At 43.9% G+C, this 26,809-nt stretch carries 26 protein-coding genes; 17 read left to right on the forward strand and 9 right to left on the reverse strand.

Annotated elements, in window-relative coordinates:
• Position 1: 1 nt before the first annotated feature.
• The 4 genes from phoR to nadS all read left to right on the forward strand — a co-directional run bounded on the left by phoR (position 2) and on the right by nadS (position 3,958).
• Positions 2-1,312, forward strand: coding sequence for a phosphate regulon sensor histidine kinase PhoR (gene phoR / locus AC4IFT_RS03570; protein WP_490731707.1), 1,311 nt, complete (start codon positions 2-4; stop codon positions 1,310-1,312).
• A 490-nt stretch (positions 1,313-1,802) separates the two neighbouring features.
• On the forward strand, positions 1,803-3,128 hold the full coding sequence (gene brnQ / locus AC4IFT_RS03575) for a branched-chain amino acid transport system II carrier protein (RefSeq protein ID WP_490731709.1): 1,326 nt from the start codon (positions 1,803-1,805) through the stop codon (positions 3,126-3,128).
• 157 nt (positions 3,129-3,285) lie between these two features.
• Positions 3,286-3,609, forward strand: coding sequence for a type II toxin-antitoxin system RelE/ParE family toxin (locus AC4IFT_RS03580; RefSeq protein ID WP_490750644.1), 324 nt, complete (start codon positions 3,286-3,288; stop codon positions 3,607-3,609).
• A gap of 46 nt (positions 3,610-3,655) precedes the next feature.
• A complete protein-coding gene (gene nadS, locus AC4IFT_RS03585; RefSeq protein ID WP_490731713.1) occupies positions 3,656-3,958 on the forward strand; it encodes a NadS family protein in 303 nt (100 codons plus the stop codon).
• Between the two features lie 42 nt (positions 3,959-4,000).
• Here the strand turns inward: nadS and ggt are convergent, their stop codons facing one another.
• The 4 genes from ggt to AC4IFT_RS03605 form a co-directional block, all read right to left on the reverse strand.
• Positions 4,001-5,767 (reverse strand): gamma-glutamyltransferase, encoded by a 1,767-nt coding sequence (ggt, locus tag AC4IFT_RS03590; RefSeq protein WP_490750645.1) that lies wholly within the window; start codon positions 5,765-5,767, stop codon positions 4,001-4,003.
• A 201-nt stretch (positions 5,768-5,968) separates the two neighbouring features.
• On the reverse strand, positions 5,969-6,589 hold the full coding sequence (locus tag AC4IFT_RS03595) for a hypothetical protein (protein ID WP_490731717.1): 621 nt from the start codon (positions 6,587-6,589) through the stop codon (positions 5,969-5,971).
• Between the two features lie 199 nt (positions 6,590-6,788).
• Positions 6,789-7,391, reverse strand: coding sequence for a peroxiredoxin C (locus AC4IFT_RS03600; RefSeq protein ID WP_219245721.1), 603 nt, complete (start codon positions 7,389-7,391; stop codon positions 6,789-6,791).
• A gap of 210 nt (positions 7,392-7,601) precedes the next feature.
• Positions 7,602-8,213 carry an acyl carrier protein phosphodiesterase gene (locus tag AC4IFT_RS03605; protein WP_490750646.1) on the reverse strand — a complete coding sequence of 204 codons (612 nt, stop codon included), beginning with the start codon at positions 8,211-8,213 and terminating at the stop codon, positions 7,602-7,604.
• A gap of 363 nt (positions 8,214-8,576) precedes the next feature.
• Here AC4IFT_RS03605 and queA point away from each other — a divergent pair, with 363 nt between their 5' ends.
• The 11 genes from queA to pgpA all read left to right on the forward strand — a co-directional run bounded on the left by queA (position 8,577) and on the right by pgpA (position 18,749).
• Positions 8,577-9,647, forward strand: a complete 1,071-nt coding sequence (queA, locus tag AC4IFT_RS03610; protein ID WP_490731721.1) for a tRNA preQ1(34) S-adenosylmethionine ribosyltransferase-isomerase QueA — start codon at positions 8,577-8,579, stop codon at positions 9,645-9,647.
• A gap of 89 nt (positions 9,648-9,736) precedes the next feature.
• On the forward strand, positions 9,737-10,864 hold the full coding sequence (tgt, locus tag AC4IFT_RS03615; RefSeq protein ID WP_219245724.1) for a tRNA guanosine(34) transglycosylase Tgt: 1,128 nt from the start codon (positions 9,737-9,739) through the stop codon (positions 10,862-10,864).
• A 114-nt stretch (positions 10,865-10,978) separates the two neighbouring features.
• Positions 10,979-11,311 carry a preprotein translocase subunit YajC gene (yajC, locus tag AC4IFT_RS03620; RefSeq protein ID WP_004905542.1) on the forward strand — a complete coding sequence of 111 codons (333 nt, stop codon included), beginning with the start codon at positions 10,979-10,981 and terminating at the stop codon, positions 11,309-11,311.
• Positions 11,312-11,337: 26 nt separating this feature from the next.
• Positions 11,338-13,185 carry a protein translocase subunit SecD gene (secD, locus tag AC4IFT_RS03625; RefSeq protein ID WP_219245725.1) on the forward strand — a complete coding sequence of 616 codons (1,848 nt, stop codon included), beginning with the start codon at positions 11,338-11,340 and terminating at the stop codon, positions 13,183-13,185.
• Between the two features lie 10 nt (positions 13,186-13,195).
• Complete coding sequence (secF, locus tag AC4IFT_RS03630; RefSeq protein ID WP_219245726.1) at positions 13,196-14,164, forward strand: protein translocase subunit SecF; 969 nt, start codon at positions 13,196-13,198, stop codon at positions 14,162-14,164.
• A gap of 196 nt (positions 14,165-14,360) precedes the next feature.
• Positions 14,361-14,810, forward strand: coding sequence for a transcriptional regulator NrdR (gene nrdR / locus AC4IFT_RS03635; protein WP_206084569.1), 450 nt, complete (start codon positions 14,361-14,363; stop codon positions 14,808-14,810).
• Positions 14,811-14,818: 8 nt separating this feature from the next.
• On the forward strand, positions 14,819-15,931 hold the full coding sequence (ribD, locus tag AC4IFT_RS03640) for a bifunctional diaminohydroxyphosphoribosylaminopyrimidine deaminase/5-amino-6-(5-phosphoribosylamino)uracil reductase RibD (protein WP_490750696.1): 1,113 nt from the start codon (positions 14,819-14,821) through the stop codon (positions 15,929-15,931).
• A 91-nt stretch (positions 15,932-16,022) separates the two neighbouring features.
• Positions 16,023-16,496, forward strand: coding sequence for a 6,7-dimethyl-8-ribityllumazine synthase (ribH, locus tag AC4IFT_RS03645; protein ID WP_206084570.1), 474 nt, complete (start codon positions 16,023-16,025; stop codon positions 16,494-16,496).
• A gap of 92 nt (positions 16,497-16,588) precedes the next feature.
• A complete protein-coding gene (gene nusB / locus AC4IFT_RS03650) occupies positions 16,589-17,005 on the forward strand; it encodes a transcription antitermination factor NusB (RefSeq protein ID WP_219245727.1) in 417 nt (138 codons plus the stop codon).
• A 252-nt stretch (positions 17,006-17,257) separates the two neighbouring features.
• Positions 17,258-18,250, forward strand: coding sequence for a thiamine-phosphate kinase (gene thiL, locus AC4IFT_RS03655; RefSeq protein WP_490731725.1), 993 nt, complete (start codon positions 17,258-17,260; stop codon positions 18,248-18,250).
• The gene (pgpA, locus tag AC4IFT_RS03660; protein ID WP_219245729.1) at positions 18,240-18,749 is read left to right on the forward strand and encodes a phosphatidylglycerophosphatase A; all 510 of its coding nucleotides are present in this window, start codon (positions 18,240-18,242) and stop codon (positions 18,747-18,749) included. The genes thiL and pgpA overlap by 11 nt, the downstream gene beginning before the upstream one ends.
• A gap of 64 nt (positions 18,750-18,813) precedes the next feature.
• Here the strand turns inward: pgpA and AC4IFT_RS03665 are convergent, their stop codons facing one another.
• From AC4IFT_RS03665 to fixA, 5 genes are all read right to left on the reverse strand, one after another.
• Entirely contained in the window at positions 18,814-20,139 is a 1,326-nt protein-coding gene (locus AC4IFT_RS03665) for an MFS transporter (protein ID WP_490731728.1), read from the reverse strand.
• Positions 20,140-20,212: 73 nt separating this feature from the next.
• The gene (gene fixX, locus AC4IFT_RS03670; protein ID WP_219245730.1) at positions 20,213-20,500 is read right to left on the reverse strand and encodes a ferredoxin-like protein FixX; all 288 of its coding nucleotides are present in this window, start codon (positions 20,498-20,500) and stop codon (positions 20,213-20,215) included.
• On the reverse strand, positions 20,497-21,783 hold the full coding sequence (gene fixC, locus AC4IFT_RS03675; RefSeq protein WP_273839288.1) for an FAD-dependent oxidoreductase FixC: 1,287 nt from the start codon (positions 21,781-21,783) through the stop codon (positions 20,497-20,499). Before fixC ends, fixX begins: the two co-directional genes overlap by 4 nt.
• Positions 21,784-21,835: 52 nt before the next feature.
• Positions 21,836-22,777, reverse strand: coding sequence for an FAD-binding protein (locus tag AC4IFT_RS03680; protein WP_490731730.1), 942 nt, complete (start codon positions 22,775-22,777; stop codon positions 21,836-21,838).
• Between the two features lie 11 nt (positions 22,778-22,788).
• The gene (fixA, locus tag AC4IFT_RS03685) at positions 22,789-23,559 is read right to left on the reverse strand and encodes a putative electron transfer flavoprotein FixA (protein ID WP_490731732.1); all 771 of its coding nucleotides are present in this window, start codon (positions 23,557-23,559) and stop codon (positions 22,789-22,791) included.
• 503 nt (positions 23,560-24,062) lie between these two features.
• Between fixA and caiT the strand changes: the two genes are divergently transcribed.
• Positions 24,063-25,580 carry an L-carnitine/gamma-butyrobetaine antiporter gene (caiT, locus tag AC4IFT_RS03690; RefSeq protein ID WP_273803196.1) on the forward strand — a complete coding sequence of 506 codons (1,518 nt, stop codon included), beginning with the start codon at positions 24,063-24,065 and terminating at the stop codon, positions 25,578-25,580.
• Positions 25,581-25,614: 34 nt separating this feature from the next.
• Positions 25,615-26,757 (forward strand): crotonobetainyl-CoA dehydrogenase, encoded by a 1,143-nt coding sequence (gene caiA, locus AC4IFT_RS03695; protein ID WP_102139025.1) that lies wholly within the window; start codon positions 25,615-25,617, stop codon positions 26,755-26,757.
• The last annotated feature ends 52 nt before the right edge of the window (positions 26,758-26,809 follow it).

Below are 26,809 nucleotides of genomic sequence, written 5' to 3' on the forward strand. Positions count from 1 at the left end.
CGTGCTTGAACGCTTATCGATTAAACAGCTGATTTGGGGGCTGTTTTTATTTATCTTACCCGCGCTGATTTTGTCCGTTTTTATCGGGCACTTACCTTGGCTGCTAGTGGTTTCTTTACTGGCCGCCTTAGTGTGGCATGCGTATAACTTGCTGAAATTGTCTTATTGGCTTTGGTTGGATAAAAGCATGTTACCACCCGAGGGGCGAGGGGGCTGGGAGCCGATATTTTACGGCATTTACCAGATGCAGCAACGTAACCGTAAACGCCGTCGCGAATTAGGGCAACTGATTAAGCGCTTTCGTAGTGGGGCTGAATCTTTACCGGATGCCGTCGTGATGATGACCACGGAGGGCAATATTTTCTGGTGTAACCGCCATGCGCAGGCGTTGTTAGGTTTTCGCTGGCCAGAAGATAACGGCCAACATATTTTCAATCTATTGCGTTACCCTGATTTTAGCCGCTATTTTTCAATCAAAAGTTATGACCAAGCATTAACCATTGAGCTTAATAGTGGGGAAATTGTTGAGTTTCGTATTTTGCCTTATACGGAAGGGCAATTATTGATGGTGGCGCGAGATGTCACTGAAAAACGTCGGTTGGAGAAAGCGCGTAGAGATTTTTTTGCCAATGTGAGTCATGAACTACGCACGCCACTTACCGTTATTCAGGGATATCTTGAGGTGATGGATGACCAAGAAGGTATGCCTGCTGTCAATAAAAAAGCGCTGAATGTGATGCAAGAGCAAGCTCACCGAATGGATAATTTAGTGAAACAACTTTTGCAGTTATCCCGCATCGAAATTGCCCCGCAAATCAACCTTGATGAGCAAGTAAATATTCCCGTGATCCTCAAAATGATTGAGCAAGAGGCGTTAAGTTTAAGCCACGGTCGCCAGCAATTTGAGTTTAACATCGATGAATCACTGCGGGTGCATGGCAATGAAGAGCAATTGCGCAGTGCGGTGGCGAACTTAGTGTATAACGCCATTAATCATACGCCAGAAGGCACAAAAATTTGTGTTGATTGGCAAAGAACCAGCAATGGCGCGCGGTTTAGTGTGAAGGATAATGGCCCCGGGATCCCGTCGGAACATCTTCCTCGCTTAACTGAGCGTTTTTATCGTGTGGATAAAGCGCGTTCACGCCAAGGTGGCGGCGGTACAGGGCTTGGGTTGGCTATTGTAAAACATGCCGTTCAACACCATAGCAGCCAGCTGGTGGTTACTAGCCAAGTGGGGAAAGGGAGTGAGTTCTCATTTACCTTGCCGCCAGTGCTAATTGTTGATGATAAAAAACTCAAAAAAGCTTAGAAAATTCCACTTTATTAATAGAATCAATTTATTAATAAAGTGGATCCTGCTTCTATTTCGATTAATTAATTCTATTAATGCATTGTTTTTTTATATTATCCCACCAACTAATAATTTTAAAATAATATATCCTACCTGTTATCAAAAAAAGTGAATGATAAAATGAGGAGTTGATTAATTTTCAAGCAAATCATATAACGGGTATTGTGATTTTACTGAAATGAATCACTGGTTCTGAAAATTAGTTTAGTTATTTCCTCTTGTTTTCGGGTTTGCTATTGCCTTTTTGCCCTATAAAAGTTCTACTTGTTGTCAGTTATTGGCGATTTTTTCTGTTTTTTGATTTTTCGTTTTGTCATCGGCAAGCAAGCATACTTTTTATATTGTTAACAGTATGTTTATCAGAATTCTATCTCGCTATATATATTTCAAAGGGTTGCTAGGTGCATACCCGTAATTTTCTATTTCCGCTACTAAAAATTAACATAATATGGCTCATCGTTTATCATCAAGAGATATCATCGCATTAGGTTTTATGACCTTTGCGTTATTTGTCGGGGCAGGAAATATCATTTTCCCTCCGATGGTTGGCTTACAGGCAGGGGAACAAGTTTGGACCGCCGCACTTGGCTTTTTAGTCACAGGTGTAGGTCTACCCGTATTAACCGTTATCGCATTAGCGAAAGTTGGGGGCGGAATTGAAGCCCTGAGCACACCAGTGGGGAAAACCGCGGGTTTACTGCTCGCGGTTGTCGCTTACTTATCTGTTGGCCCATTATTCGCAACGCCTAGAACCGCAACCGTATCGTATAAAGTGGGTATCGCCCCGTTATTTGGTGGCGAGTCTGACATGTTACTGCTTATCTATAGCGCAGTTTATTTTGTGCTAGTGATAGGTATTTCGCTGTATCCGGGCAAATTACTGGATAGCGTAGGGCACATATTGGCGCCTGTAAAAATGCTCGCACTGGCTATTTTAGGCGTCGCAGCCGTAATGTGGCCAGCAGGTGACCCAATTCCATCAACGGTAGAATACCGCGATATGGCCTTCTCAAATGGCTTTATTAACGGCTACCTCACAATGGATACCCTTGGGGCGATGGTGTTTGGTATTGTTATCGTGAATGCAGCGCGTTCACGGGGTATCGAAAATTCATCATTACTCACTCGCTATACCATGTGGGCTGGCTTAATTGCTGGGGTACTGTTGACGCTGGTGTATCTATCCTTATTCAAACTGGGTGAAAATAGCGGTTCACTGATCCCGAATCCAGAAGATGGCGCGGATATCCTGCACACTTATGTTCAGTATACGTTTGGTGGCTACGGCAGTTTCTTCCTTGCGGTATTGATTTTTGTGGCTTGTATGGTGACTGCTGTTGGGTTGACTTGTGCTTGCGCTGAGTTCTTTAGCCGCTATGTGCCGATTTCTTACCGTAAGCTTGTGCTGATCTTAGGGGTTTTCTCCATGATCATCTCAAACTTAGGTTTAAGTAAGTTAATCGCCTTCTCATTACCTGTGTTGGTTTCAATTTATCCACCTTGTATTGTCTTGATATTAATGAGCTTTACATTGAAATGGTGGAAAAATCCAACAGTGGTAATTGCGCCAACAATGCTAGTCAGCTTTGTCGTAGGCTTAATCGGCGCGGTGAAAGCGTCCGATCATTTGAAGGTCTATATCCCAGAGTGGATGACGGCGATGCCATTGTATAAACAAGATTTAGTTTGGGTATTGCCAACACTTGTTGTTTTGGTCGTCGCGATTGTCTGTGACAAAGTGGTGTCACCATCAGTGCAGCATAAACAAGCTTAATTATCTGAATTATCAAACAAAAGGGAGCCAATTGGCTCCCTTTTTCTTTTTGAGTGTTTTCAAAACTGAAATGTATTTATCAGATAAATATCGAGTTTTTTTGGTTGAAATTAGTACTTGGTACGAATAAAGTGGTGATGTGCGCAAGGAGGTGCAGATGAACTACTTAGAGCTTATTGAAACGACGGTATTTAGCCGTGAGCGACAGTTATTAATGGACGATGATGAGTTTCAATTATTTCAGACATTTTTGTTAGAAAACTATGAGTATGGCGATACGGTAAGTTGTACTGGTGGATGTAAAAAAATACGTTGGAGCCTATTAAATAAAGGCAAACGTAGTGGTATTAGAGTGATTTATTATACAAGAGCAATCAGTGGTAGGCTGTACCTGCTTCTGATTTACGCTAAAAATGGAAAGGATGATTTAAAAGAGCAAGAAAAAACAGTCTTAAGGTCTATTATTCAAAAGCTTGCTTAATTTGAGACTAAATGGAATTAAACCTTTCTATCATGGGAATAACGGTATGGAAAAAAAACTTTTTGATGACTTAGTGAGTAGTTTGGAAGAAATGGTCGCTATTGAAAATGGCGAACTGATTCCAGATAGCGAAAATGTTCATCGTCTCGAATTACCTGATGTCAAAGCGATTCGTAAGCATGCTGGAATGAAGCAACAAGAGTTTGCTGAGGCGATTGGCTCAAGTGTGGATTTAGTTCGTAGTTGGGAGCAAAAGCGAAGATTCCCATCGGGCATGGCACTCAAAATTTTATTTCTTATTGAAAAGAAACCCAGCATTATTGATGAGTTAAGGGATATTCGGGTTTAACCAAGCCCGTGGTAGTACAGGGCTTGGTTTTATTATTCTAAATTAATCCACGCCGACGGCACTACCCGCTGGTCGGCGAACATCATTAGAACCGTAAATAAAGCCTTCGCGGACTTTGCCTGAAACGGCTGAGTCATTACCCGATGATTTGGCACTGACGCCCGCACCATCAGGAATAGCAACCATAATTAGCTCAGCAGCACCCCAAGGGGTTTGCTCAACCATCTTATAACCCATCTTATCGAGAAGGGCTAAGCTGTCTTTCGACACACCGCGCTCTTCGTAATACACCTCATCAGGTAGCCATTGGTGATGAATACGAGGTGCATTGACCGCTTCTTGTGGTGGCATTCCGTGGTCAATTATGTTTAATGCGGTTTGCAACGTGATAGAAATAATACGTGACCCCCCTGGGGAGCCCAGCACTAAGAACACCTTGCCATCTTTGGTGACAATGGTTGGGCTCATTGATGAGAGTGGGCGTTTACCCGGCGCGATAGAATTTCGTTCACCTTGGACTAAACCATAAAGGTTTTTTTCGCCAACTTTTGTGGTGAAATCATCCATTTCATCATTAAGGAAGAAACCTGTTCCCGGTGGGATAACCACGGAACCAAATCGACCGTTGATCGTGTAAGTAGTTGAAACGGCGTTTCCTTTTTCATCAACAACTGAGTAATGGGTTGTTTCTGGCTTTTCATGAGGCCCCATTCCCGGCTGAACTTGGGTTGAAGGTGTGGCTTGGTTTGGTTTGATCTCTTTGCGCAGCTCTTCGGCGTAGGCTTTACTTAACAATTTTTCGGTTGGGTTATCCACAAACTCAGGATCACCAAGAAACGTATTTCTGTCCATATAGGCGTGGCGCATAGCTTCGGTTAGGGTATGAATATACTCAGCAGAATTAAAGCCCATCTTTTTAAGGTCATAACCCTCTAAAATATTTAAGGTTTGGCAGATAGTTACACCACCAGAGCTTGGCGGTGGTGCAGAAATAAATTGATAGCCTCTATAGGTACAGCTAACTGGTGCTGTGTCCGTGATAGTAAAATCAGCAAAATCTTTCGCGGTGAGTATGCCGCCATTTTTCTTTGAGGCTTCCTCGACGGCTTTCGGTATTTCCCCCTCATAGAAAGCGGATGGCCCATTTTTAGCAATTTTTTCAAGGGTATTGGCTAAATCGGTTTGCACCAATAAATCACCGGGTTGGAATGCGCTACCGTCAGGTTTTAAGAAAATACGTGCGACTTCAGGATCTTGCTTAAAGCGCTCGGTGGTTGTATCCAGTACATCCGTATCTGCACGGGTTAAGATAAAACCTTCTCTGGCAAGCTTAATTGCAGGCTCCATCACTTGTTGGCGGCTCATCGTGCCGTATTTTTCTAATGCGTAATCGAGGCCTTTAACGGTACCTGGCACACCCGAAGCGAGGTAGCCATATAAGCTTGCGTCTTTGATTAACTTACCGTCTTTATCGAGATACATGTCAGCGCTTGCTGCGGCAGGGGCGGTTTCTCTAAAATTGATGAATAGGTCTTTGCCATCAGCCAGGTGAATGGTCATAAAGCCTCCCCCGCCAATATTGCCACAACACGGGTTAACAACGGCTTGGGCATAGCCAACTGCCACTGCAGCATCCACAGCGTTTCCGCCTGATTTCAAGATATCTGCGCCAATTTGTGAGGCTAAATGTTGAGATGAAACGACCATGCCTTTTTTGGCTTCAACGGCAGGTTCTGATGCAGCAAAGAGTTGGCTTGAAAATAATAAGGAAAGCAATAATGCAGCAGGGCGTAATGATGTTCTGATCATTCGTATCTCCCAGTTAAGGTAAGGTTTGATATAACACAAATTAATAATTTGTTAATTATTTGTGTTTTTAATGTATAGCATACAATAGTGTGGAGTGTTGAATATTTGAGTTAAGAAGTGTTAACTGGGTAGGGTTATTTATGAATAAGCAGGCGTTAAATATGGGTAGGGAAAGGGCTCAAAAAGAGCCCGTAAAGTATATTATTTTTTATTAAACAATGACATGTGAACCCAACCATTATTGGTTAAAATGAGAGGGCTTTGCTGTGCACGTTCAGCATGTGTTTGTGCTGATTGAATTTGAGGATAAGCCGCAATCACTTTTTCATTTTTCGCCCACGCAGCAATATCTTCCAGTTTTTGCGTGTAGTTGGCGATAGAAATTTGTTGCCCACCGCGCTCTGCTGGCTCAGTAAAATTAGTGACTTCGTTAACAACGAGCTTACCTGTGCAGAAACTGCCACGACCGGAAGATTTAGCTTGTTTCTCGTCATAAAATTTTTGCCCTTCACTGGTCAGCGTATATTCGACACCATCTCCTGTTTGTTCACCAGTCCATACGTCTTTCACCGTGATTTGTTTTTCACTTTTAGCCAGTAACCCCGCACCAACTAGCGTATCCAGCTGCTCAATATTGCGGTAGCTGAATTTAGTGATAAAGCCTGCTGGTATTGGATCTACATTGATACAAATCGCTTTTTTAGTATCGAGATAGTCTTGGATGGATTTTTTGAAGTTACTTTCTGATGCAGTTTGGCTGCTATCGCATCCAGCAAGGAATGCACTGATAATAGTCATTGAGGCGATGAGTTTTAAGTTCATTTTCCGATACCTAGCTTTGTTATTTATTTGTAATTAAATGATTCTAATTGTAACAATAATATAAATAAGGAAAGGTTTACAGTCTAAGAGAAATGATAAGGGGGATATATTGTGTTGTTTGGGATGTTTCTTAAAGGGGGAGAAGGTGAAAAGAAAAAAGCGGGCAATAAGCCCGCTTTCGAAAAACTAAATCGATTGATTACAGTTTTGCAGAGTTTTTGGTCAGGTAGTCAGCAACGCCTTTTGGAGATGCGTTCATACCTTCTTTTCCTTTTTCCCACTGAGCTGGGCAAACATCACCGTGCTCTTCGTGGAATTGCAGTGCGTCAACCATACGCAGCATTTCGTCGATGTTACGGCCTAATGGCAGGTCGTTAACGACTTGGTGACGAACAACGCCGTTTTTGTCAACGAGGAAAGAACCACGCAGTGCAACGCCTGCTTCTGGGTGTTCAATACCGTAAGCTTTCATGATTTCGCGTTTGATATCAGCAACCATCGGGTATTTAACTTCACCGATACCGCCGTTATCAACAGGGGTTTTACGCCATGCGTTATGAACAAACTCAGAGTCAAAAGAAACACCAACAATTTCAACACCGCGTTTTTTGAATTCTTCATAGCGGTGGTCAAATGCGATCAGCTCTGAAGGACAAACGAAAGTGAAGTCCATTGGCCAGAAAAAGATCACAGCTGGACGGCCGTTCAGGTGGGTTTTCAGGTTGAAGTTTTCAACAATTTCACCGTTACCTAAAACAGCAGCAGCAGTAAAGTCAGGGGCTTGACGTGTTACCAGAACCATAATTTACTCCTATGAGTTTGATTTTTGTCCGAGAGATTTCACAAAAATTGTGTATTTTCGAACATAGACTTCCAAAAGGATAAAAAATTATCTTTTGATAATAAAGACATTTAAACCAATTATTGTGATAGGTTTTAACTATCAATTATACTGATTTAATAAATTAATATCAATAAGATAGTTTTATTCTGCCAAAGTGCAAGCATTAATTTATCCCTTTGCCTGTATTGTGACATCTTGTGCAAAAATTTGTTGCAGCGCATTCGCCATCATTTGTGGGTAAAATTGAAAGAAAATATTTTCCAGCGCATCATACTGCAATAAAAAATCATCAAATGAACCACTTAGCGCACTGAGCCTTGGTCTTCTTTTGGCCATTCCATTCAGGGATTTACCAATATAGTTTTTATCTGCATAACGAATTAACCACTGTTGCGGCCAGAGAAACTCATTTAACTCCTGAAATTTTTCAGGGGTATGATAAAGCTGAGGTTCGATAATATTTCGGCAATAACGCACGAATTCAGGCAGTGAAGTGTCGGGCTCAATTGTCGACCAATGCAAAGACAAAAAATGATCCCACACTAAATCCAATGTAATCGGGGCAACGCGGCGATATTCCTCACGAAACAGTAACTTGGCCTCTTTGACCAAAGGGTGAGTGTCAGTAATACGATCAACTGCGCGGTGCATCATAATGCCAGAGACGACTTCAGGCGAGTAAAGGCCCGCAGGGTTGCCGCGAACGTAGTCAGCCATTGTGTTGCCGAGCAGGGAGCTGTCAGCGAGGTGGGCTAGGTGGAGGTGTGCTAGATAATTCATTCTTTTATAGTATACCTGATGCCTTTCAAATTATAGCTGTGTTAGCGGCGCAAACCGACCCTAGTCACATACTTATGTATGCTCCTAGGGCTCAATTTGCTTGCTGCCTTGCTCTAATTCGAAATTCATGAGGTATCAGTATTGAGATGAAAACCAAAATAATAGAAATCAATTTGTCATGAAAGGTAAGTAAAATTGAAATAATTTATTCATCGAATGGATAAATAGCGTACAGAATTTTTTGCTAACAAAATATTTGTTAAATAATGGTGGTTTTTTGTGCGATTTTGCGCTTATTTCTTGCGCCAAAGGCGGTGCGGCACTAGACTAGTTGCCTGTTTTTTTTAGATTGATGTCAATACAATGCGTGTTTCTGATTTTACTTTTGAATTACCTGAAGAACTGATTGCTCACTACCCACAGGCTGAACGTAGCGCTTGCCGCTTATTAAGTCTGGATGGTGGATCGGGGCAGCTAACGCATGGTGTTTTTACGGATGTCCTAGAAAAATTGGAGAAAGGGGATTTACTGGTATTCAACAATACCCGCGTGATCCCTGCAAGGCTATTTGGTCGCAAAGTTAGTGGCGGCAAAATTGAAGTTCTTATCGAACGTATGTTGGACGAACACCGTGTATTAGCACATGTTCGTGCCTCAAAAGCACCGAAAGAAGGCACTGAATTGTTACTGGGCGAAGATGAAAGCGTCAACGCCACGATGGTCGCGCGTCATGGTGCTTTATTTGAGCTGCGTTTTGATGATGAACGGGATGTGTTGAGCATTTTGAATCAAATTGGTCATATGCCATTGCCACCTTACATCGACCGACCTGATGAGGAAGCAGATAAAGAGCTTTATCAAACGGTGTATAGCGAAAAACCGGGGGCTGTCGCAGCGCCAACGGCGGGCCTACACTTTGATGAGCCTTTGCTTGACGCTTTGCGCCAAAAAGGTGTCGAAATGGCGTTTGTTACGTTACATGTTGGCGCGGGGACATTCCAACCTGTTCGTGTTGATACCATCGAAGACCACATCATGCACTCCGAATATGCGGAAGTGCCACAAGATGTGGTTGATGCGGTATTAGCGTGTAAAGCGCGTGGTAATCGTGTTGTTGCTGTGGGAACAACGTCAGTTCGTTCATTAGAAAGCGCAGCTAAAGCCAGCCAAGATGCCTTAATTGCTCCATTTTTTGATGATACCCAAATTTTTATTTATCCAGGTTATGAATATCAGGTGATTGATGCATTAATCACTAACTTCCATCTGCCTGAATCGACATTAATTATGTTGGTTTCTGCATTTGCTGGATATAAAAACACAATGAATGCGTACAAAGCGGCGGTTGCTGAGCAATACCGTTTCTTTAGCTATGGTGATGCGATGTTTATCACCCCCAATGCGAATGCAAAATTCGAAAAAATTGGCGAATAATCAGTGATAAGCGGTGGCATCGGCTGCTTGCTTAGCAAATTAATACTATCGATAACATCAGACTGTTTTTCTGATGTTTGGAGGCAAACGTGAAATATGAATTACAAACGACCGATGGCAATGCACGCCGCGGCCGTTTAGTATTTGAGCGCGGTGTGGTTGAAACCCCTGCATTTATGCCAGTGGGCACCTACGGTACCGTAAAAGGTATGACCCCAGAAGAAGTGAAAGAGACGGGCGCTCAAATCCTGTTAGGCAATACTTTCCACCTGTGGTTACGTCCTGGGCAAGAAATTATGAAGTTACATGGTGACCTCCATGATTTTATGCAATGGCAAGGCCCGATTTTAACGGACTCTGGCGGTTTCCAAGTCTTTAGTCTTGGCGCGATGCGTAAAATTAAAGAAGAAGGCGTACATTTTCGTAACCCAATTAACGGTGAGAAAGTTTTCTTAAGCCCTGAAAAATCGATGGAAATTCAGTACGACCTCGGTTCAGATATCGTGATGATATTTGACGAATGTACACCATATCCAGCAGATTGGGACTATGCAAAGACCTCAATGGAAATGTCGCTGCGTTGGGCAGCACGTAGCCGCCAACGTTTTGACGAGTTAAACAATAAAAATGCCCTGTTTGGTATCATCCAAGGCAGTGTTTACGAAGATTTACGTGATATTTCGGTTAAGGGACTGGTGGAAATCGGCTTTGATGGTTACGCTGTAGGCGGCCTTGCCGTTGGCGAACCGAAAGAAGACATGCACCGTATTTTAGAGCATGTTTGCCCACAAATTCCGGCAGAAAAACCGCGTTATTTAATGGGTGTCGGTAAGCCGGAAGATTTAGTGGAAGGCGTTCGTCGTGGTATCGACATGTTCGACTGTGTGATGCCAACACGAAATGCACGAAACGGCCATTTATTTGTCACGAATGGCGTGGTAAAAATCCGTAATGCGAAGTATAAATCTGACACATCAACGCTCGATGCGGATTGTGACTGCTATACTTGTCGTCATTATAGTCGTGCTTATTTGCATCATCTTGATAGATGTAATGAAATTCTTGGCGCAAGGCTCAATACCATCCATAATTTACGTTACTATCAGCGTTTAATGGCGGGTATCCGACAAGCCATTGAAGATGGTAATTTCGAAGAGTTTGCGAAAGATTTCTATCAAAAGATTGGAAAACCTGAACCTTCGTTAAATATCGAATGAATTTAAGTGCGAAATCACGCTAATCTGTGTAGCATAGTTAGCTTGGTAAACGCACTGAATTAGTTAGAGTCTGTACTTAAAAATTGCTTTCAATAAAACAATGAGGAAAGTTTAATGAGTTTTTTTATTTCTGAAGCAGCGGCATCAGCAGGCGCACCAGCGCAGGGTAGCCCATACACTATGGTTATCATGCTTGTTGTTTTTGCGCTGATCTTCTATTTCATGATTTTGCGTCCACAGCAAAAACGTGCGAAAGAACACCGTAAATTGATGGAATCTATCACGAAAGGTGATGAAGTTTTAACAACTGGCGGTTTAATCGGACGTGTTACTAAAGTGTCTGAAACAGGTTATGTTGTTCTTGAACTGAGTGAGAACACTGAAGTAACCATCAAACGTGATTTCGTTGCTGCTGTTTTACCTAAAGGCACAATGAAAGCAATTTAATTCTGATTTTCCCGAAGGGAACTGCCGTGCTAAACCGTTATCCTTTGTGGAAGTATCTGATGTTGATCGTTGCGATCCTCATCGGTCTGCTTTATGCACTTCCAAACCTATATGGTGAGGATCCGGCTGTTCAGATCACTGGCGTGCGGGGAACCGCCGCCAATGAACAAACGCTGGTCCAAGTCCAAAAATCGTTACAAGATGACAAAATTGAGAGTAAGTCTATCTCTCTGGAAAATGGGGCAATTTTAGCCCGTTTCAACAACTCTGATGTTCAGTTACGTGCTCGTGAAGTCATCATGAATGCACTGGGTGACCAGTATGTTGTTGCATTAAACCTTGCACCTGCGACGCCTAAATGGCTCGAAGCTGTCGGCGGTGAGCCGATGAAGCTGGGTCTTGACCTGCGTGGTGGGGTTCACTTCCTGATGGAAGTTGATATGGACACTGCATTAGGTAAATTGCAGGAACAAAACATGGATGGTTTGCGTAATGACCTGCGTCAAGAAGGCATTGCGTACTCTTCTATTCGTAAAGGCAATGATTACAGCGTCGAAGTTCGCTTCCGTAACGCTGACGATCGTAGCCAAGCAGAAAAAGCACTAGCACGTAAATACCCAGACCTCGTGTTTAGTGATGGCAGCGACAACACCATGATCGCTGTGATGACCGACGAGCGCTTACGTGAAGCTCGTAACTATGCTGTTTCTCAGAACATTACCATCATTCGTAACCGTGTAAACCAATTAGGTGTTGCCGAACCTTTAGTTCAACGCCAAGGTGCAGACCGCATTGTGGTTGAGTTACCGGGTATTCAAGATACAGCACGCGCTAAAGAAATCTTAGGCGCAACCGCGACATTAGAATTCCGCCTTGTGAATACTAGCGTGGATTCATCCGCCGCAGAAAGTGGCCGTGTTCCGGGTGACTCTGAAGTTAAATACGACCGTGAAGGGGCGCCGTATGTCCTGTATAAACGCGTTATTTTAACCGGTGACCACATCACTGACTCCACCTCTGAAGCCGATGAAAACGGCGCACCGCAAGTGAGCATCAGCCTTGATAGTTCTGGTGGTTCTATCATGTCTGACTTTACACGTGATAACCAAGACAAGTTGATGGCAACGCTGTTTGTTGAATATAAAGACAGCGGCAAAAAAGATGCGACAGGCCGTTCAATTTTGGTGAAAGACGAAAAAGTTATCAACGCTGCACGTATTTCTGCACGTTTTGGTAGCAAGTTCCGTATCACTGGTATCAATAATGGTAATGAGGCACGCCAGCTTTCATTATTATTACGTGCGGGTGCGTTGATTGCGCCAATTCAAATCGTTGAAGAACGTACTATCGGTCCAACGCTGGGTATGCAAAATATCGAGCAAGGTCTGAAGGCGTGTATCGCGGGTCTGTTAGCGTCTATCCTGTTTATGATTATCTACTATCGTAAATTTGGTTTGATTGCGAGTAGCGCGCTGTTAGCGAACTTGGTGTTAATCGTGGGTGTGATGTCGTTGTTGCCGGGTGCAACACTCACCATGCCAGGTATTGCAGGTATCGTACTAACCCTTGCGGTTGCGGTCGATGCTAACGTACTTATCAACGAACGTATCAAAGAAGAGCTGAAAAACGGGCGATCCGTTCAGCAAGCGATTCATGAAGGTTATAAAGGCGCCTTCTCAAGTATTACCGATGCAAACTTAACGACATTGATCACCGCTATCATTCTATATGCAGTGGGTACAGGGTCGATTAAAGGCTTTGCGATTACGACAGCGATTGGTGTCGCAACCTCTATGTTTACAGCGATTGTAGGTACACGTGCGATTGTGAACCTGCTGTACGGCGGTAAACGTATTAACAAGCTGTCAATTTAAGGAGCACGTTGTGGCACAGGATTATACTGTTGAACAATTGAACTATGGCCGTAAAGTCTATGACTTTATGCGCTGGGACAACGTTGCCTTCACGATTTCAGCTCTGTTATTGGTTGCATCGGTTGTCATTATCGGACTAAAAGGTTTTAACTGGGGTCTGGATTTCACAGGGGGGACGGTTATTGAGATTAGCCTAAGCCAACCTGCTGATTTGGACAAAATTCGTGATAGCTTGTCTAACTCGAACCATAAAGACCCATTGATTCAAAACTTTGGTAGCAGCCGTGACATCATGATCCGTATTCCGCCAATTGAAGGCACTGCGGGTCAAGAAGTTGGCAAAGAGATTATTACGGTTATCAACCAAAACGTGGATGATAAAGCCACTGTTAAACGAATCGAATTCGTGGGGCCGAGTGTTGGTGCAGAATTGGCGCAAACGGGGGCATTAGCCCTGTTAACTGCGCTTATCTGTATCTTAATTTACGTTGGTTTTCGTTTCGAATGGCGTTTGGCGGCGGGTGCCGTGTTATCGCTTGCCCATGACGTGGTGATTACCTTGGGTATTCTGTCTCTGTTCCATATTGAGATAGATATGACCATCGTAGCATCATTGATGTCGGTTATTGGTTACTCGCTGAACGACAGTATCGTTGTTTCCGACCGTATCCGTGAAAACTTCCGTAAAATTCGTCGTGGTACACCGTACGAAATCATGAACGTCTCTTTGACGCAAACATTGAGCCGTACCATCATGACATCAGCCACCACATTATTAGTGGTTCTGATGCTGTACCTGTTCGGTGGCGCGATGCTGGAAGGCTTCTCACTGGTTATGTTAATCGGTGTAACTATCGGTACTATCTCATCTATTTACGTGGCTTCTGCATTAGCACTGAAGATGGGAATGAAACGCGAGCACTTGATGCAAGCGAAAGTCGAGAAAGAAGGCGCAGACCAAGAGTCATTACTGCCTTAGTGTTGTAGCCCAGCGGCAAGTGTTATTAATCTCTAGAGGCATTCAACAATATGTCACTAAGGTGAATAAACTAAGCGAACACCTCTACAGCGCGGAATATGCAGCGTTACAAGCACCCTAGAAGGCATCTTCTAGGGTGTTTTTTATTGCATAGTAGGGTAAACTATCCCTCCGTAAATAGGACTCAGGAAACGCTATGCATTGCCCATTTTGCTCAGCTGTAGATACGAAAGTCATCGACTCGCGTCTGGTTGGTGAAGGTGCTCAAGTCCGTAGACGCCGCCAATGTTTACTTTGCCATGAACGTTTTACCACATTTGAAGTGGCGGAACTGGTCATGCCTAGGGTCATTAAAAGTGATGAAGTGCGTGAGCCGTTTGATGAAGAAAAACTCAATCGCGGTATGCAAAAAGCGTTGGAAAAACGCCCTGTTAGCTCTGATGATATTGAGCAAGCTATCATTTCCATTAAGTCCCAACTCCGAGCAACGGGGGAACGTGAAGTTCCGTCAAAACTGATCGGTAGCTTGGTGATGGATGAGCTGAAAAAGCTCGATAAAGTTGCCTATATTCGTTTTGCCTCGGTTTACCGTAGTTTTGAAGATGTGCGTGAATTTGGCGAAGAAATCGCGAAATTACAGGATTAGCACCAATGATTGAACAAGATAACATTTACATGGCTCGTGCCTTTGAATTGGCACATCTCGGCCGATTTACCACATCACCAAACCCGAATGTCGGGTGTGTGATTGTGCGTGATGGCGAAATTGTAGGTGAAGGCTACCACCAAAAAGCCGGTGAACCCCATGCAGAAGTGCATGCACTGCGAATGGCAGGCGAGAAAGCAAAAGGGGCAACGGCGTATGTCACCCTTGAGCCTTGCAGCCACCATGGGCGCACGCCGCCTTGCGCAGAAGCGTTAATTAACGCTGGCGTGAGCCGTGTTGTTGCGGCGATGCAAGACCCTAATCCGCAAGTTGCTGGTCGTGGTCTGTACATGTTGTCTCAAGCGGGAATTGAAACTCGCAGCAATGTTTTATTAGACGAAGCCGAAGCGGCAAACCGCGGTTTCTTAAAACGCATGCGTACGGGCTTCCCGTATATTCAGTTAAAACTTGCCGCCTCATTGGATGGCAAGACGGCATTAGCGTCAGGTGAAAGCAAGTGGATCACCAGTGCTGCGGCGCGTAAAGATGTCCAAGAATTCCGTGCGCAGGCCAGCGCTATTCTAAGCACCAGTAGCACCGTGATTGCGGATGACCCTTCACTGACGGTGCGTTGGAACGAGCTCCCCGCGGATATCCAACATGTTTATCCAGAAAGCCAAGTACGCCAGCCAATTCGTATTGTGCTGGATAATCATAACCGTGTGACGGCTGACCATAAAGTCACTCAGCTTGATGGTGAGTGTTGGTTAGTTCGTGCAAACCCAGATGCAAGCGCATCATGGCTAGGGAAGGTTGAGCAAATTGCTGTTCCTGCTGATGATAACGGCACTGACTTGGTTATTTTGATGATGCAACTGGCGAAACGTAACGTCAACAGTATCTGGGTAGAAGCAGGGGCTAAATTAGCAGGCTCGTTACTCAAACTGGGTATTGTTGATGAACTGATTGTGTATATCGCCCCTAAATTACTGGGCAATAGTGCACGCGGTTTGGTTGATTTCCCTGCATTAAGTGCTTTAGTTGATGCACCACGATTTGAATTTACAGATGTGACGAAAGTCGGTGATGACCTGCGTGTCAGGCTGCGTCCTGTCTGGTAAGTGCGTTTTTTTGAAATTCGCGCATACGATAAACGAAAGAATGTGATAAAATCCGCGCCCCGCGGGTTATAATTAATATTAGAGGAAGACTATGAACGTAATTAAAGGTGTTGTTGCTGCGCCAAAAGCGCGTGTTGCTATCGCTATTGCTCGTTTTAACAACTTTATTAATGATAGTCTGCTGGAAGGTGCTGTTGATGCGTTAGAGCGCATTGGTCAGGTTTCAAACGACAACATTACTATCGTTTGGGTACCGGGTGCCTATGAACTGCCATTAACCGCGAAAGCGCTGGTTGAAACCAAAAAATATGATGCTGTTATCGCATTAGGTACGGTTATCCGTGGTGGTACTGCTCACTTTGAATATGTTGCAGGTGAGTGCAGCTCTGGTCTGTCCCACGTTGCAATGAATAGCGAAGTGCCTGTAACTTTCGGTGTATTAACCACTGAAAACATCGAACAAGCTATCGAACGTGCGGGTACTAAAGCGGGTAACAAAGGTGCTGAAGCTGCATTAACGGCACTTGAAATGATTAATGTAATTAAAGCCATCAAAGGCAAATAATACACAAATAATTGGATGTCGCATGATGAGAGTATCAATCTCCATGCGGCAAAATTGTTTTGTGTATAGTTTTTAAATTTAAGGGGAATCTTGTGAAACCTGCTGCTCGTCGCCGCGCTCGTGAGTGTGCTGTACAGGCCATTTATTCATGGCAATTATCTGGCAATCCAATTGCTGAAGTCGAATATGAGTTTATTGCTGAACAGGACATGTCAGACGTTGACGTAAACTATTTTCGTGAACTGTTATCAGGCGTTGCGACTAATGCAACCAAGCTTGATCAACTGATGACGCCTTATTTATCTCGTCAACTCGAAGAGCTGGGTCAGGTAGAAAAAGCGATTTTACGTGTCTCCATGTTTGAATTAAGTTTCCGTGAAGATGTGCCTTATAAAGTCGCAATTAATGAAGGCATTGAATTAGCGAAAGTTTTTGGTGCAGAAGATAGCCATAAATTCGTTAACGGTGTATTAGATAAAGCGGCACCTGCGGTTCGCCGTAAAAAATAATAATATCAGGGTTCCCTCCTGTAACACTACAGTAGTCGAGAGGTAGGCTGGGTTCCAGTCTACCTTTGTACTTATAGGCTCGTCATACTTTAAGTTACAGGTGTATTGGCTAAAATAGCTTCAGATGTAGGTTTTAGTCGACTCTAGGTAGGGCAGTCATTTGCCGCCTATTTGTAGCTTGAATTATTCAGAGTATAAATTATTTATTTCGTTTAAAACGAAAATAGAGATAGCGAAAACGGAAAATCTACCATGTCATATGGCGAATTTGACCTCATCGCACGTTACTTTAACCGTCAAACCACTAACCGACGTGATGTGAATATCGGTATTGGCGATGACTGTGCGTTGATGACCATCCCAGAAAAACAGCAACTTGCTGTGAGTACTGATACTCTTGTTTCCGGTATTCATTTCCTACCTACGATTTCTCCCGCTGATCTTGCGTATAAATCATTAGCCTCTAATTTAAGTGACCTTGCTGCAATGGGCGCTGATCCTGCTTGGGTTTCTTTAGCCATTACATTGCCTTGTGTTGATTGTGAGTGGTTGCAGTCCTTTAGTGATAGCTTGTTTGAACAGCTAAATTATTATGGAATGCAATTAATTGGCGGTGATACCACGCGTGGGCCAATGAGCTTAACGTATACAGTGCATGGCCTAGTGCCAGTTGGCAAAGCGATGTCCCGTTCCGGTGCGCGTAATGGCGATTGGATTTATGTGACGGGTACCTTGGGGGATAGTGCAGCGGGGCTCGCTATTTTGCAAGATAGGCTGCATGTCGCGAATACCGAAGACAAAACGTGGTTAGTTGCACGACATTTGCGTCCTCAACCGCGCATTTTACAAGGGCAAGCCCTACGTAATTTAGCCTCTTCAGCGATTGATATCTCTGATGGGTTGGTTTCCGATTTAAATCATATTTTGAAAGCCAGTGGCTGCGGTGCGCGAATCAACTTAGATTCGTTGCCACAATCGGAAGCGCTAAAGCAAAGCTGTAGCGTAGAGCAAGGGCGTTTATGGTCGCTTAGTGGCGGTGAAGATTATGAGCTGTGCTTTACGGTGCCTGAAATGAATCGTGGTGCGCTAGAAATGGCATTAGCACATACAGGGTCTGGTTTTACCTGCATTGGGCAGATCAAACCTCAGTCCGAAGGGATCAGCTACTTTTGCAATAACCAAGAAGTTGATGTAAACCTTAAAGGTTTCGATCACTTTGTTTCGGAAGGTGTCTATGGCGACTAGCCAAGAAAAAGCAGAAGCCAAAAAGCGGTTAAACATGCGTGATCCGTGGCACTTACTTGCTACAGGGTTTGGCAGTGGGTTATCGCCAATTGTTCCCGGCACAATGGGGTCACTCGCTGCGATCCCATTCTGGTTATTGATGATCAACCTGCCAGTATGGTTATGTTGGGCTATTATTGTGGTTGGTTTTATTATTGGTTGTTATATTTGCCAGCGTACGTCGGACGACATGAAAATTCATGATCACGGCAGTATTGTGTGGGATGAGTTTATCGGTATGTGGATCACACTGATGGCAATTCCTGTGGTAAATGTAGCGTGGGTTCTTACTGCATTTGTTGTTTTTCGTATTTACGACATGTGGAAGCCTTGGCCGATCCGTATTTTTGACCGTAAAGTCAGCGGTGGTTTTGGCATTATGATCGACGATATTATCGCGGCTATTTTTGCTTATTTCACCGTTTGGTTATGCGTTTGGTATAAGCTCCTGCCCTTTTAATCAACAAAATGAGAAAGGCCACCAATCGATGGCCTTTTTTGTATTCATGAGTATTTTAAGAACGCTATTTTTTTCGACGGCTAATTCCCATTACTGATGTTTGTGCTAACGTTAAGCCTTTGGTTTCTGGTGCAAACAGTATCGAAACAACTAAGCCTAATAATGACACGCCCGCCCCCATCAACACCACATTGCTAATACCATATTCACTGATAAACACGGGCAGAGCCCACGTAGAAAAGATGGTTCCGATACGGCTAATCGACATGATCACACCCACGGCGGAAGCTCGGATATCGGTTGGGAACAGTTCATTTGGGTAAAGCCATTGCAAGATCCCAGGCCCGCCAGAGAAAAAGGCGTAGATCCCAAACATAATGATCACCAGACAGATCCCAAGGTTGGAGAATAACCCGAGGATCGCCAATGCAAGGGTCATAATGGCAAAGCTACCAATAAGTAAGGGGCGTCTGCCCATTTTATTAAGCCAATACATCGCAGGGACGCAGCCTAACATAAAGAATAGGCTGATCACGACATTGCCAAGCGCAGCGTTTTTACCTTGATCCCAACCGAGTTGCCCAACGATTTGTGGGCCAAAGGTGTAGATAGCGAACATTGGGATCACTTGGCAAGTCCAAATAATCGCGGTAAATAAGACAAAAGAAAAATGACGTTTAGTGAATAATTGCAGGAAATGGGTTTTTTTCTGTTCTTCAGCTTCAAAAATCACTGGCTGGCCAAAGAGCTTTTCCATCATTTTTTCGCATTCTTTAATTCGCCCTTTGCGTATTAACCATAGTGGAGACTCTGGCAAATCAAAGCGACCAATCAAAATAATGATACAGGGGATCACTGCACTGCCTAACATCCAGCGCCAGCCGCCTTCAACATCATACAGCGCGTAGCCTACAAGGTTGGCGCAAGTCGCACCCACGTACCACATCGCAGCAATAAAGCCGACAGCAAATGCCCGCTGCTTGGTGTTTGAAAATTCGGTGATCATTGAGGTGGCGATGGGGTAGTCTGCACCAATTACGATACCAATTAAAAAGCGCATGAGAAGTAGCTGCAATGGCGTAGAGACAAACATGGTTGCGACAGAAATAACGCCGATAGCCACAATATCAATGAGGAACATTTTACGCCGACCGACTTGATCGCATATATAGCCAAAGAGCGATGTACCGATAAATAACCCAGCAAGGGTTGCTGCGCCCAGTAAGCCTATCCACTCGCTGCTTAAATTGAGCACGGGGGTGAGTTGTTCAAGTGCGACACCGATGAGGACCAATACATAACCATCAAGAAAAGGCCCGCCGCTGCCCCATAGCATGATCCGCCGATGCACGGAGGAGAATTGAATATCATCAAAACTTTTCGGTTTCATTGTGTATCCCAGTGTCAGCGTAAAATACGCTATAAAACTCTCGAAGCTTTTGAAACTCCGAGAGTAATGCTAATCAGCCGTAACGAAATTCAATGCCGAAAGTGCCGCGTGGGTATTCCCACTTTTCGAGTGCACCCTCTAAACCTAAAATACGGCAGGTACCGCACTCAAGGCATCCGGCATAGTCAAAACGGACTGAGCCATCTTCTTGTTTTTTATATAAACCTGCGGGGCAGGCCTTTGTTAAAGTATCGAGCACTTGCATATCTGGGTGCTCTTTGATGACAATATGTGGGTTTTCTTCATCGACATTAAATTTATTAATGCCAAGTTTGACGTCCACGTTAACTGGCTGGCTCATATTGCTCTCACTCCTTTAATTCCATCCTTGATTAAATTCATGAAGCCCACTTTTTTCGCATGTTGCAGCATGGTTTTACGCAGTGGAACAGGTGCTTCATCAGAGATGGTAAACAGCTTTTTCGCAATCCCCACCGCCATTTCAGGGTAAGCCGTAAACATGCGTGGGTTATCTAAGAATTCAGGCATTTTTTGGTACATTTTCATGTCCCTAAGTGGCCCTTCATTTAACAATGTGAGGTATTCACTTAACCCCTGTTTGCTAAAGTCTTCTTTTTTCATTGCGTTAAGTACGGTTTTAGCTGCGGCTTCTCCAGAAGCAACTGCTAAATCCATGCCGCGAATGGTAAAGCCAAGATTCATACACATACCTGCGGCATCACCCGCAATTAACACGCCATCACGGACAAGCTCTGACTGCATTTTTAAGCCTGCTTCTGGCACAACGTGAGCTGCGTATTCAATCATTTTGCCACCTTCAATTAACGGGGCGACTGCGGGGTGCTGCTTGAAATCTTCTAACATTTGTGGAACGGACTTTTTGGCATCTTTGATATGATGCAGGCCACAAACCAGGCCTAAAGAAACCGTGTCCTCATTGGTATATAAAAATCCACCGCCCATTAGCCCATCAGTTGGTGAGCCCGCAAACAACCATGCAACACCTTCATTATCTTTAATATTGAAGCGGTTACATAAAACATCCTTAGGGAGTTCGATTAACTCTTTAACCCCAACGGCGACATGTTCAGCACTCACACGCTTGGTCATGCCAATTTGCTCAGCGAGCAGTGAGTTTACCCCATCAGCCAAAATGACAACTTTGGCTTCAAGTACATCGCCATCTGCTTCGACTCCAACGATTTTGCCATCTCGTTCGACCAGTTTATCAACTCGGATACCTGTAATGCATTGCGCTCCCGCATTTTCTGCTTGTTCTACCAGCCATGGGTCGAGTTTACCGCGTAAAACAGACCAAGACGTTTCATCAGGACTTTGCTCTGCGCTATTTTGGAAGTCGACAGTGACAGCACCTGTGTCGGTCATAAATGACAGTCTTTCACGGGTGATCATGCGCTCGATAGGCGCTTCTTGGGTGAATCCAGGAATAATGCGTTCTAAACTGTGGGCATACATTCGCCCACCTGTAACATTTTTCCCGCCGGCGTAGTTTCCTCTTTCAATTAGGAGAACTTGCGCACCTTCACGGGCAAGCACCAGTGCAGCGACAGAACCCGCTAGGCCTGCACCAACAATGATTGCATCAAAAATATCATCGGACATAGTTTCTCCAAATCTTACAAAGCAGTGGAGCCAATGCCCCACTGCGATAGGCTTATTTCGCCAATTGCTGCGTTAAAGCAGGTAGAATTTTGAATAAATCACCGACAATCCCATAGTCTGCAAATTGGAAGATTGGCGCGTTTTTATCTTTGTTGATGGCGACGATAGTTTGTGCGCCATTTGCCCCGACCATGTGCTGGATTTGCCCTGAAATACCGACAGCAAGGTACAGTTCAGGTTTGATCATCAGGTTGGAAATTCCAACGTAGCGCTCGTGTTCCATCCATTTTTCATTTTCAGCGACAGGACGAGAACAGGCGATTTCAGCGCCAATGGCATCTGCAAGGCTTTTCGCAATCGCAATATTCTCTTGGCTGCCAATCCCACGACCGACACTCACTACAAGGCGAGCTTTGTCTAATTCCACGGAGTTACCTGCTTTTTTCTGAACCGAGGTACGTACAACAGATTGTTTTGGTTCGACCCATTGTGCAGCTTGAGCCGCGCCGCTACGTGATGCATCACTTGCAGCGGCTTCAAAGGTGCCGGTGGTAACGGTTGCAATGGAAAATATGCTATTTAAGGTTTCTTGACCAAAAGCTAAACCGCCATAAACCATATGTTTAATAACCGCTTTGTCAGCTTCGACCGTAATCGATGCTGCATCATTCGAAACAGCAGCTTGTAGCCTTGCCCCTAAACGAGCAGCCAGTAATTTTCCACGACGTGTGTTCGGTAGTAGCAACAGACCTTTATCGCCATGTTGTTTGATGGTCGCAACGATGGTGTCAGCGTAGTCTTCCAAAATACGGTCATCTGGTTTGCCCGTTAATTGAAAAACTTGTGTTGCACCTAATTGAAATGCATGGGAACTTTGTGCTTCATCTAATGCTAATACATTTACTTGCTCACCGAGAGTGAGTGCTCCGCCAATCAGTTCGGGTAGGCGAGATGTCATATCACTAAAGACCCAAACGGTTGATAATTTGCTCATAACGCCTCCGATTAAATAATTTTTCTTAAATGTTCAGCAAACTGTGCAATTTGGTCGTCGCCATCACCTTCAATAATGATGCGCTGACGTACTTTTTGCTTCGGTGCTGCAATCGATTGAGCCGATAAAGCGGCGATGTCAGTGAGGGCAATATCTGCAATGCTCCAAGCTTGAACGGGTTTTTTCGCAGCGCCTAAAATTGCTTTCATAGACGGAATAACAGGGACGTTAATATCGGAGGTCACAGCAATAATGGCTGGCAGCGGGAGCGACAATGTTTCAATTTCATCTTCAAGTTCACGCTCAACCACAATGTTATCTGCCCCAAGAGACACAATCTTCTTCACGCCATTAATGGCAGGAACTTGCAGGCTTTCACCCAGTAGAATGCTGACTTGTTGCGCGTTGAGGTCAGCAGAGCCGTCACCACAAATGATTAAGTCAAAACCTATTTTCTGTGCTGCTGCACCAAGGGCGATCGCACTTTGATTAGGAAGGGCATGTTCGAATTGGTCATCAATAACCACGACTAATTCATCTGGGCCGCGAGATAGTACGTCTTTACGGCCTTTCATGTTGGTCAGCGCTTTGCCACCAATACTTAACGCTGTAATTTTGCTATCGGGTTGTTGTGCTTTAATTTGATTAGCCGCTTCGATGGCATTTAAATCATATTGACTAATTTTGGTATCCGCACGGGAAAAGTCTAAAGAGCCATCTGAGCTATTAATAATAATATCTTGTTCATCAGGAACAGATTTATAGCATGTAATAATATTCATTACATCTCCTAAAATATATTTAATAAATATGATCCGTTTTGGTTTCGGATTATATAATTATCATGAACTGGATATTTAAAAATAAAACCTGGGTCACCAATATTGAAAACTTGAAATTAAACGTGACTTAAATATTCATACTGCTACCTTACTCACCAATATTGTAAAAATCATCAACTTAGCGACGAAATGTTCAATATTGCTACCCTAATCACCAATACTGAAGGTATTTAATAACATCGTCGTTACACTATATTTTATCCTTTTGTATTTATTAAGAATTTTAATTATTAAAACGCATAAAAATAGTAACAAATATTTATCACGAATAATATTGTGACCTTAATAACAGAATTGTTAATGACGAGCCGACATGATTTGAATAGTGATTGGATTAATAATTAATTAAATTTATGGGAATTAAATAATAAATAAGTGGTGAGGTATTGAGAATAATATCTATTTTAAAACTTATGTATTAAATAATAAATTGGGATCGAACTATGAGCAAAGAAAATAAAAAGGGTGGGATAGAACCTAAAGTGTTTTTTCCTCCATTGATCATTGTTGGACTATTGTGCTGGTTAACCGTCCGTGACCTTGATGCTTCAAATGAAGTGATCAACCAAGTGTTTAGCTACGTGACAAACGTGTGGGGCTGGGCATTTGAATGGTATATGGTCGTGATGTTTGGTGGCTGGTTTTGGTTGATTTTAGGACCATACGCTAAAAAACGCCTTGGGGAAGAGAAGCCTGAATTTAGCCGCGCGAGCTGGATTTTCATGATGTTCGCGTCGTGTACATCGGCAGCAGTGCTTTTCTGGGGGTCTATTGAAATTTATTATTATATTTCAACACCACCTTTTGAATTTGCACCATATTCAACTCAGGCGAAAAGTATTGGGTTAGCCTATAGCTTATTCCACTGGGGGCCGTTACCGTGGGCAACTTACAGCTTCTTATCGGTTGCGTTTGGTTACTTCTTCTTTGTGCGCAAAATGGATGTTATCCGCCCAAGTAGTACGTTAGTACCGCTGGTAGGTGAAAAACGTGTTAATGGTTGGTTCGGGACAATCGTTGATAACTTCTATTTAGTCGCGTTAATTCTAGCAATGGGTACCAGTTTAGGGCTAGCAACACCGCTAGTCACTGAGTGTATTCAGTATTTATTTGGGATCCCTCATACCTTACAGCTCGATGCGATCATTATTTTCTGTTGGATCATTTTGAACGCAATTTGTGTGGCATTTGGTTTGCAAAAAGGGGTGAAAATTGCCAGTGATGTGCGTAGCTACTTGAGCTTCTTAATGCTTGGGTGGGTGTTCATTGTCGGCGGTGCAAGTTTTATCGTTAACTACTTTACCGATTCTATCGGGGTATTAATGATGTATATGCCGCGCATGCTGTTCTATACAGATGCGGTCGGTAAAAGCGGTTTCCCACAAGGCTGGACAGTATTCTATTGGGCTTGGTGGGTTATCTATGCTATCCAAATGTGTATTTTCCTCGCACGTATCTCTAAAGGTCGTACCGTTCGTGAACTGTGTATTGGTATGGTTGCGGGTCTGACCGCAGGTACCACGCTGATTTGGACGATTTTAGGCAGTAACACACTGCAACTTGTCGACCAAAATATTATTAACATTCCAAAACTGATTGATGAGTTTGGCGTTCCACGCGCCATCATTGAGACATGGGCTGCCTTACCTTTGAGCACTGTAACAATTTGGGGCTTCTTCATCCTCTGCTTTATCGCCACTGTGACACTAATTAATGCCTGTTCCTACACCCTCGCTATGTCGACTTGTCGCGCAGTGAAAGATGGTGATGAGCCGCCATTGTTAGTGCGCATCGGTTGGTCTGTCTTAGTGGGTGTCATCGGCATTGTTTTACTGGCACTCGGCGGATTGAAACCAATTCAAACAGCGATAATTGCCGGAGGATGCCCACTTTTTTTCGTCAACATTATGGTAACGCTCTCGTTTATTAAAGATGCCAAAGTGCATTGGAAAGATGACTAATTTACTCAGAAACAACATTTAAGAGGTTATTGATATGGATTTTAGATTGAATGATGAGCAGGAACTGTTTGTCGCAGGGATCCGTGAACTGATGGCCAGTGAAAACTGGGAAAGCTACTTCGCACAATGTGACCGTGACAGCCAATATCCTGAACGTTTTGTCAAAGCGTTAGCGGATATGGAAATTGATAACCTGCTGATCCCAGAAGAACATGGTGGTTTAGATGCAGGCTTTATCACCGTTGCAGCGGTATGGATGGAACTGGGTCGTTTAGGTGCGCCAACTTACGTGCTGTATCAACTGCCGGGTGGTTTCAATACCGTGCTTCGTGAAGGGACACAAGAGCAGATTGATAAAATCATGGCGTTCCGCGGCACAGGGAAGCAAATGTGGAACTCGGCAATTACTGAGCCGGGCGCGGGTTCTGACGTGGGTAGCCTGCAAACCACTTATCAGCGCCGTAACGGTAAAGTTTACCTGAACGGAAGCAAATGTTTTATCACCAGTAGCGCTTACACCCCATACATTGTGGTGATGAGCCGCGATGCAGACTCACCGGATAAACCGGTCTTTACTGAGTGGTTCTTAGATATGAGCAAACCGGGTATCAAGGTTAACAAACTTGAGAAACTCGGTCTGCGTATGGATAGCTGCTGTGAAATTACCTTTGATAACGTCGAACTGGATGAAAAAGACATGTTCGGTCGCGAAGGAAACGGCTTTAACCGCGTAAAAGAAGAGTTTGACCACGAGCGTTTCTTAGTGGCGTTGACTAACTACGGTACCGCAATGTGCGCATTTGAAGATGCGGCGCGTTATGCCAACCAACGTGTTCAATTCGGTGAAGCAATTGGTCGTTATCAATTAATTCAAGAAAAATTTGCACATATGGCGATCAAGCTCAATTCAATGCGCAACATGTTATACGAAACTGCATGGAAGAGTGATAACGGGCTGATCACCTCAGGTGATGCAGCTATGTGTAAATACTTCTGTGCAAATGCCGCATTCGAAGTGGTGGACTCTGCGATGCAAGTACTGGGTGGCGTTGGTATCGCGGGTGAACATCGGATCGCACGTTTCTGGCGCGACCTGCGTGTTGACCGCGTATCGGGTGGTTCAGATGAAATGCAAATACTGACACTAGGCCGCAGTGTACTGAAACAGTACCGCTAATGACGTAACCGTCGTGGATTGGCCCTTTAACCAAAGTTAGAGGGTCAACCGA

The sequence above is a fragment of the Providencia sp. UF-183 genome, assembly GCF_058246155.1.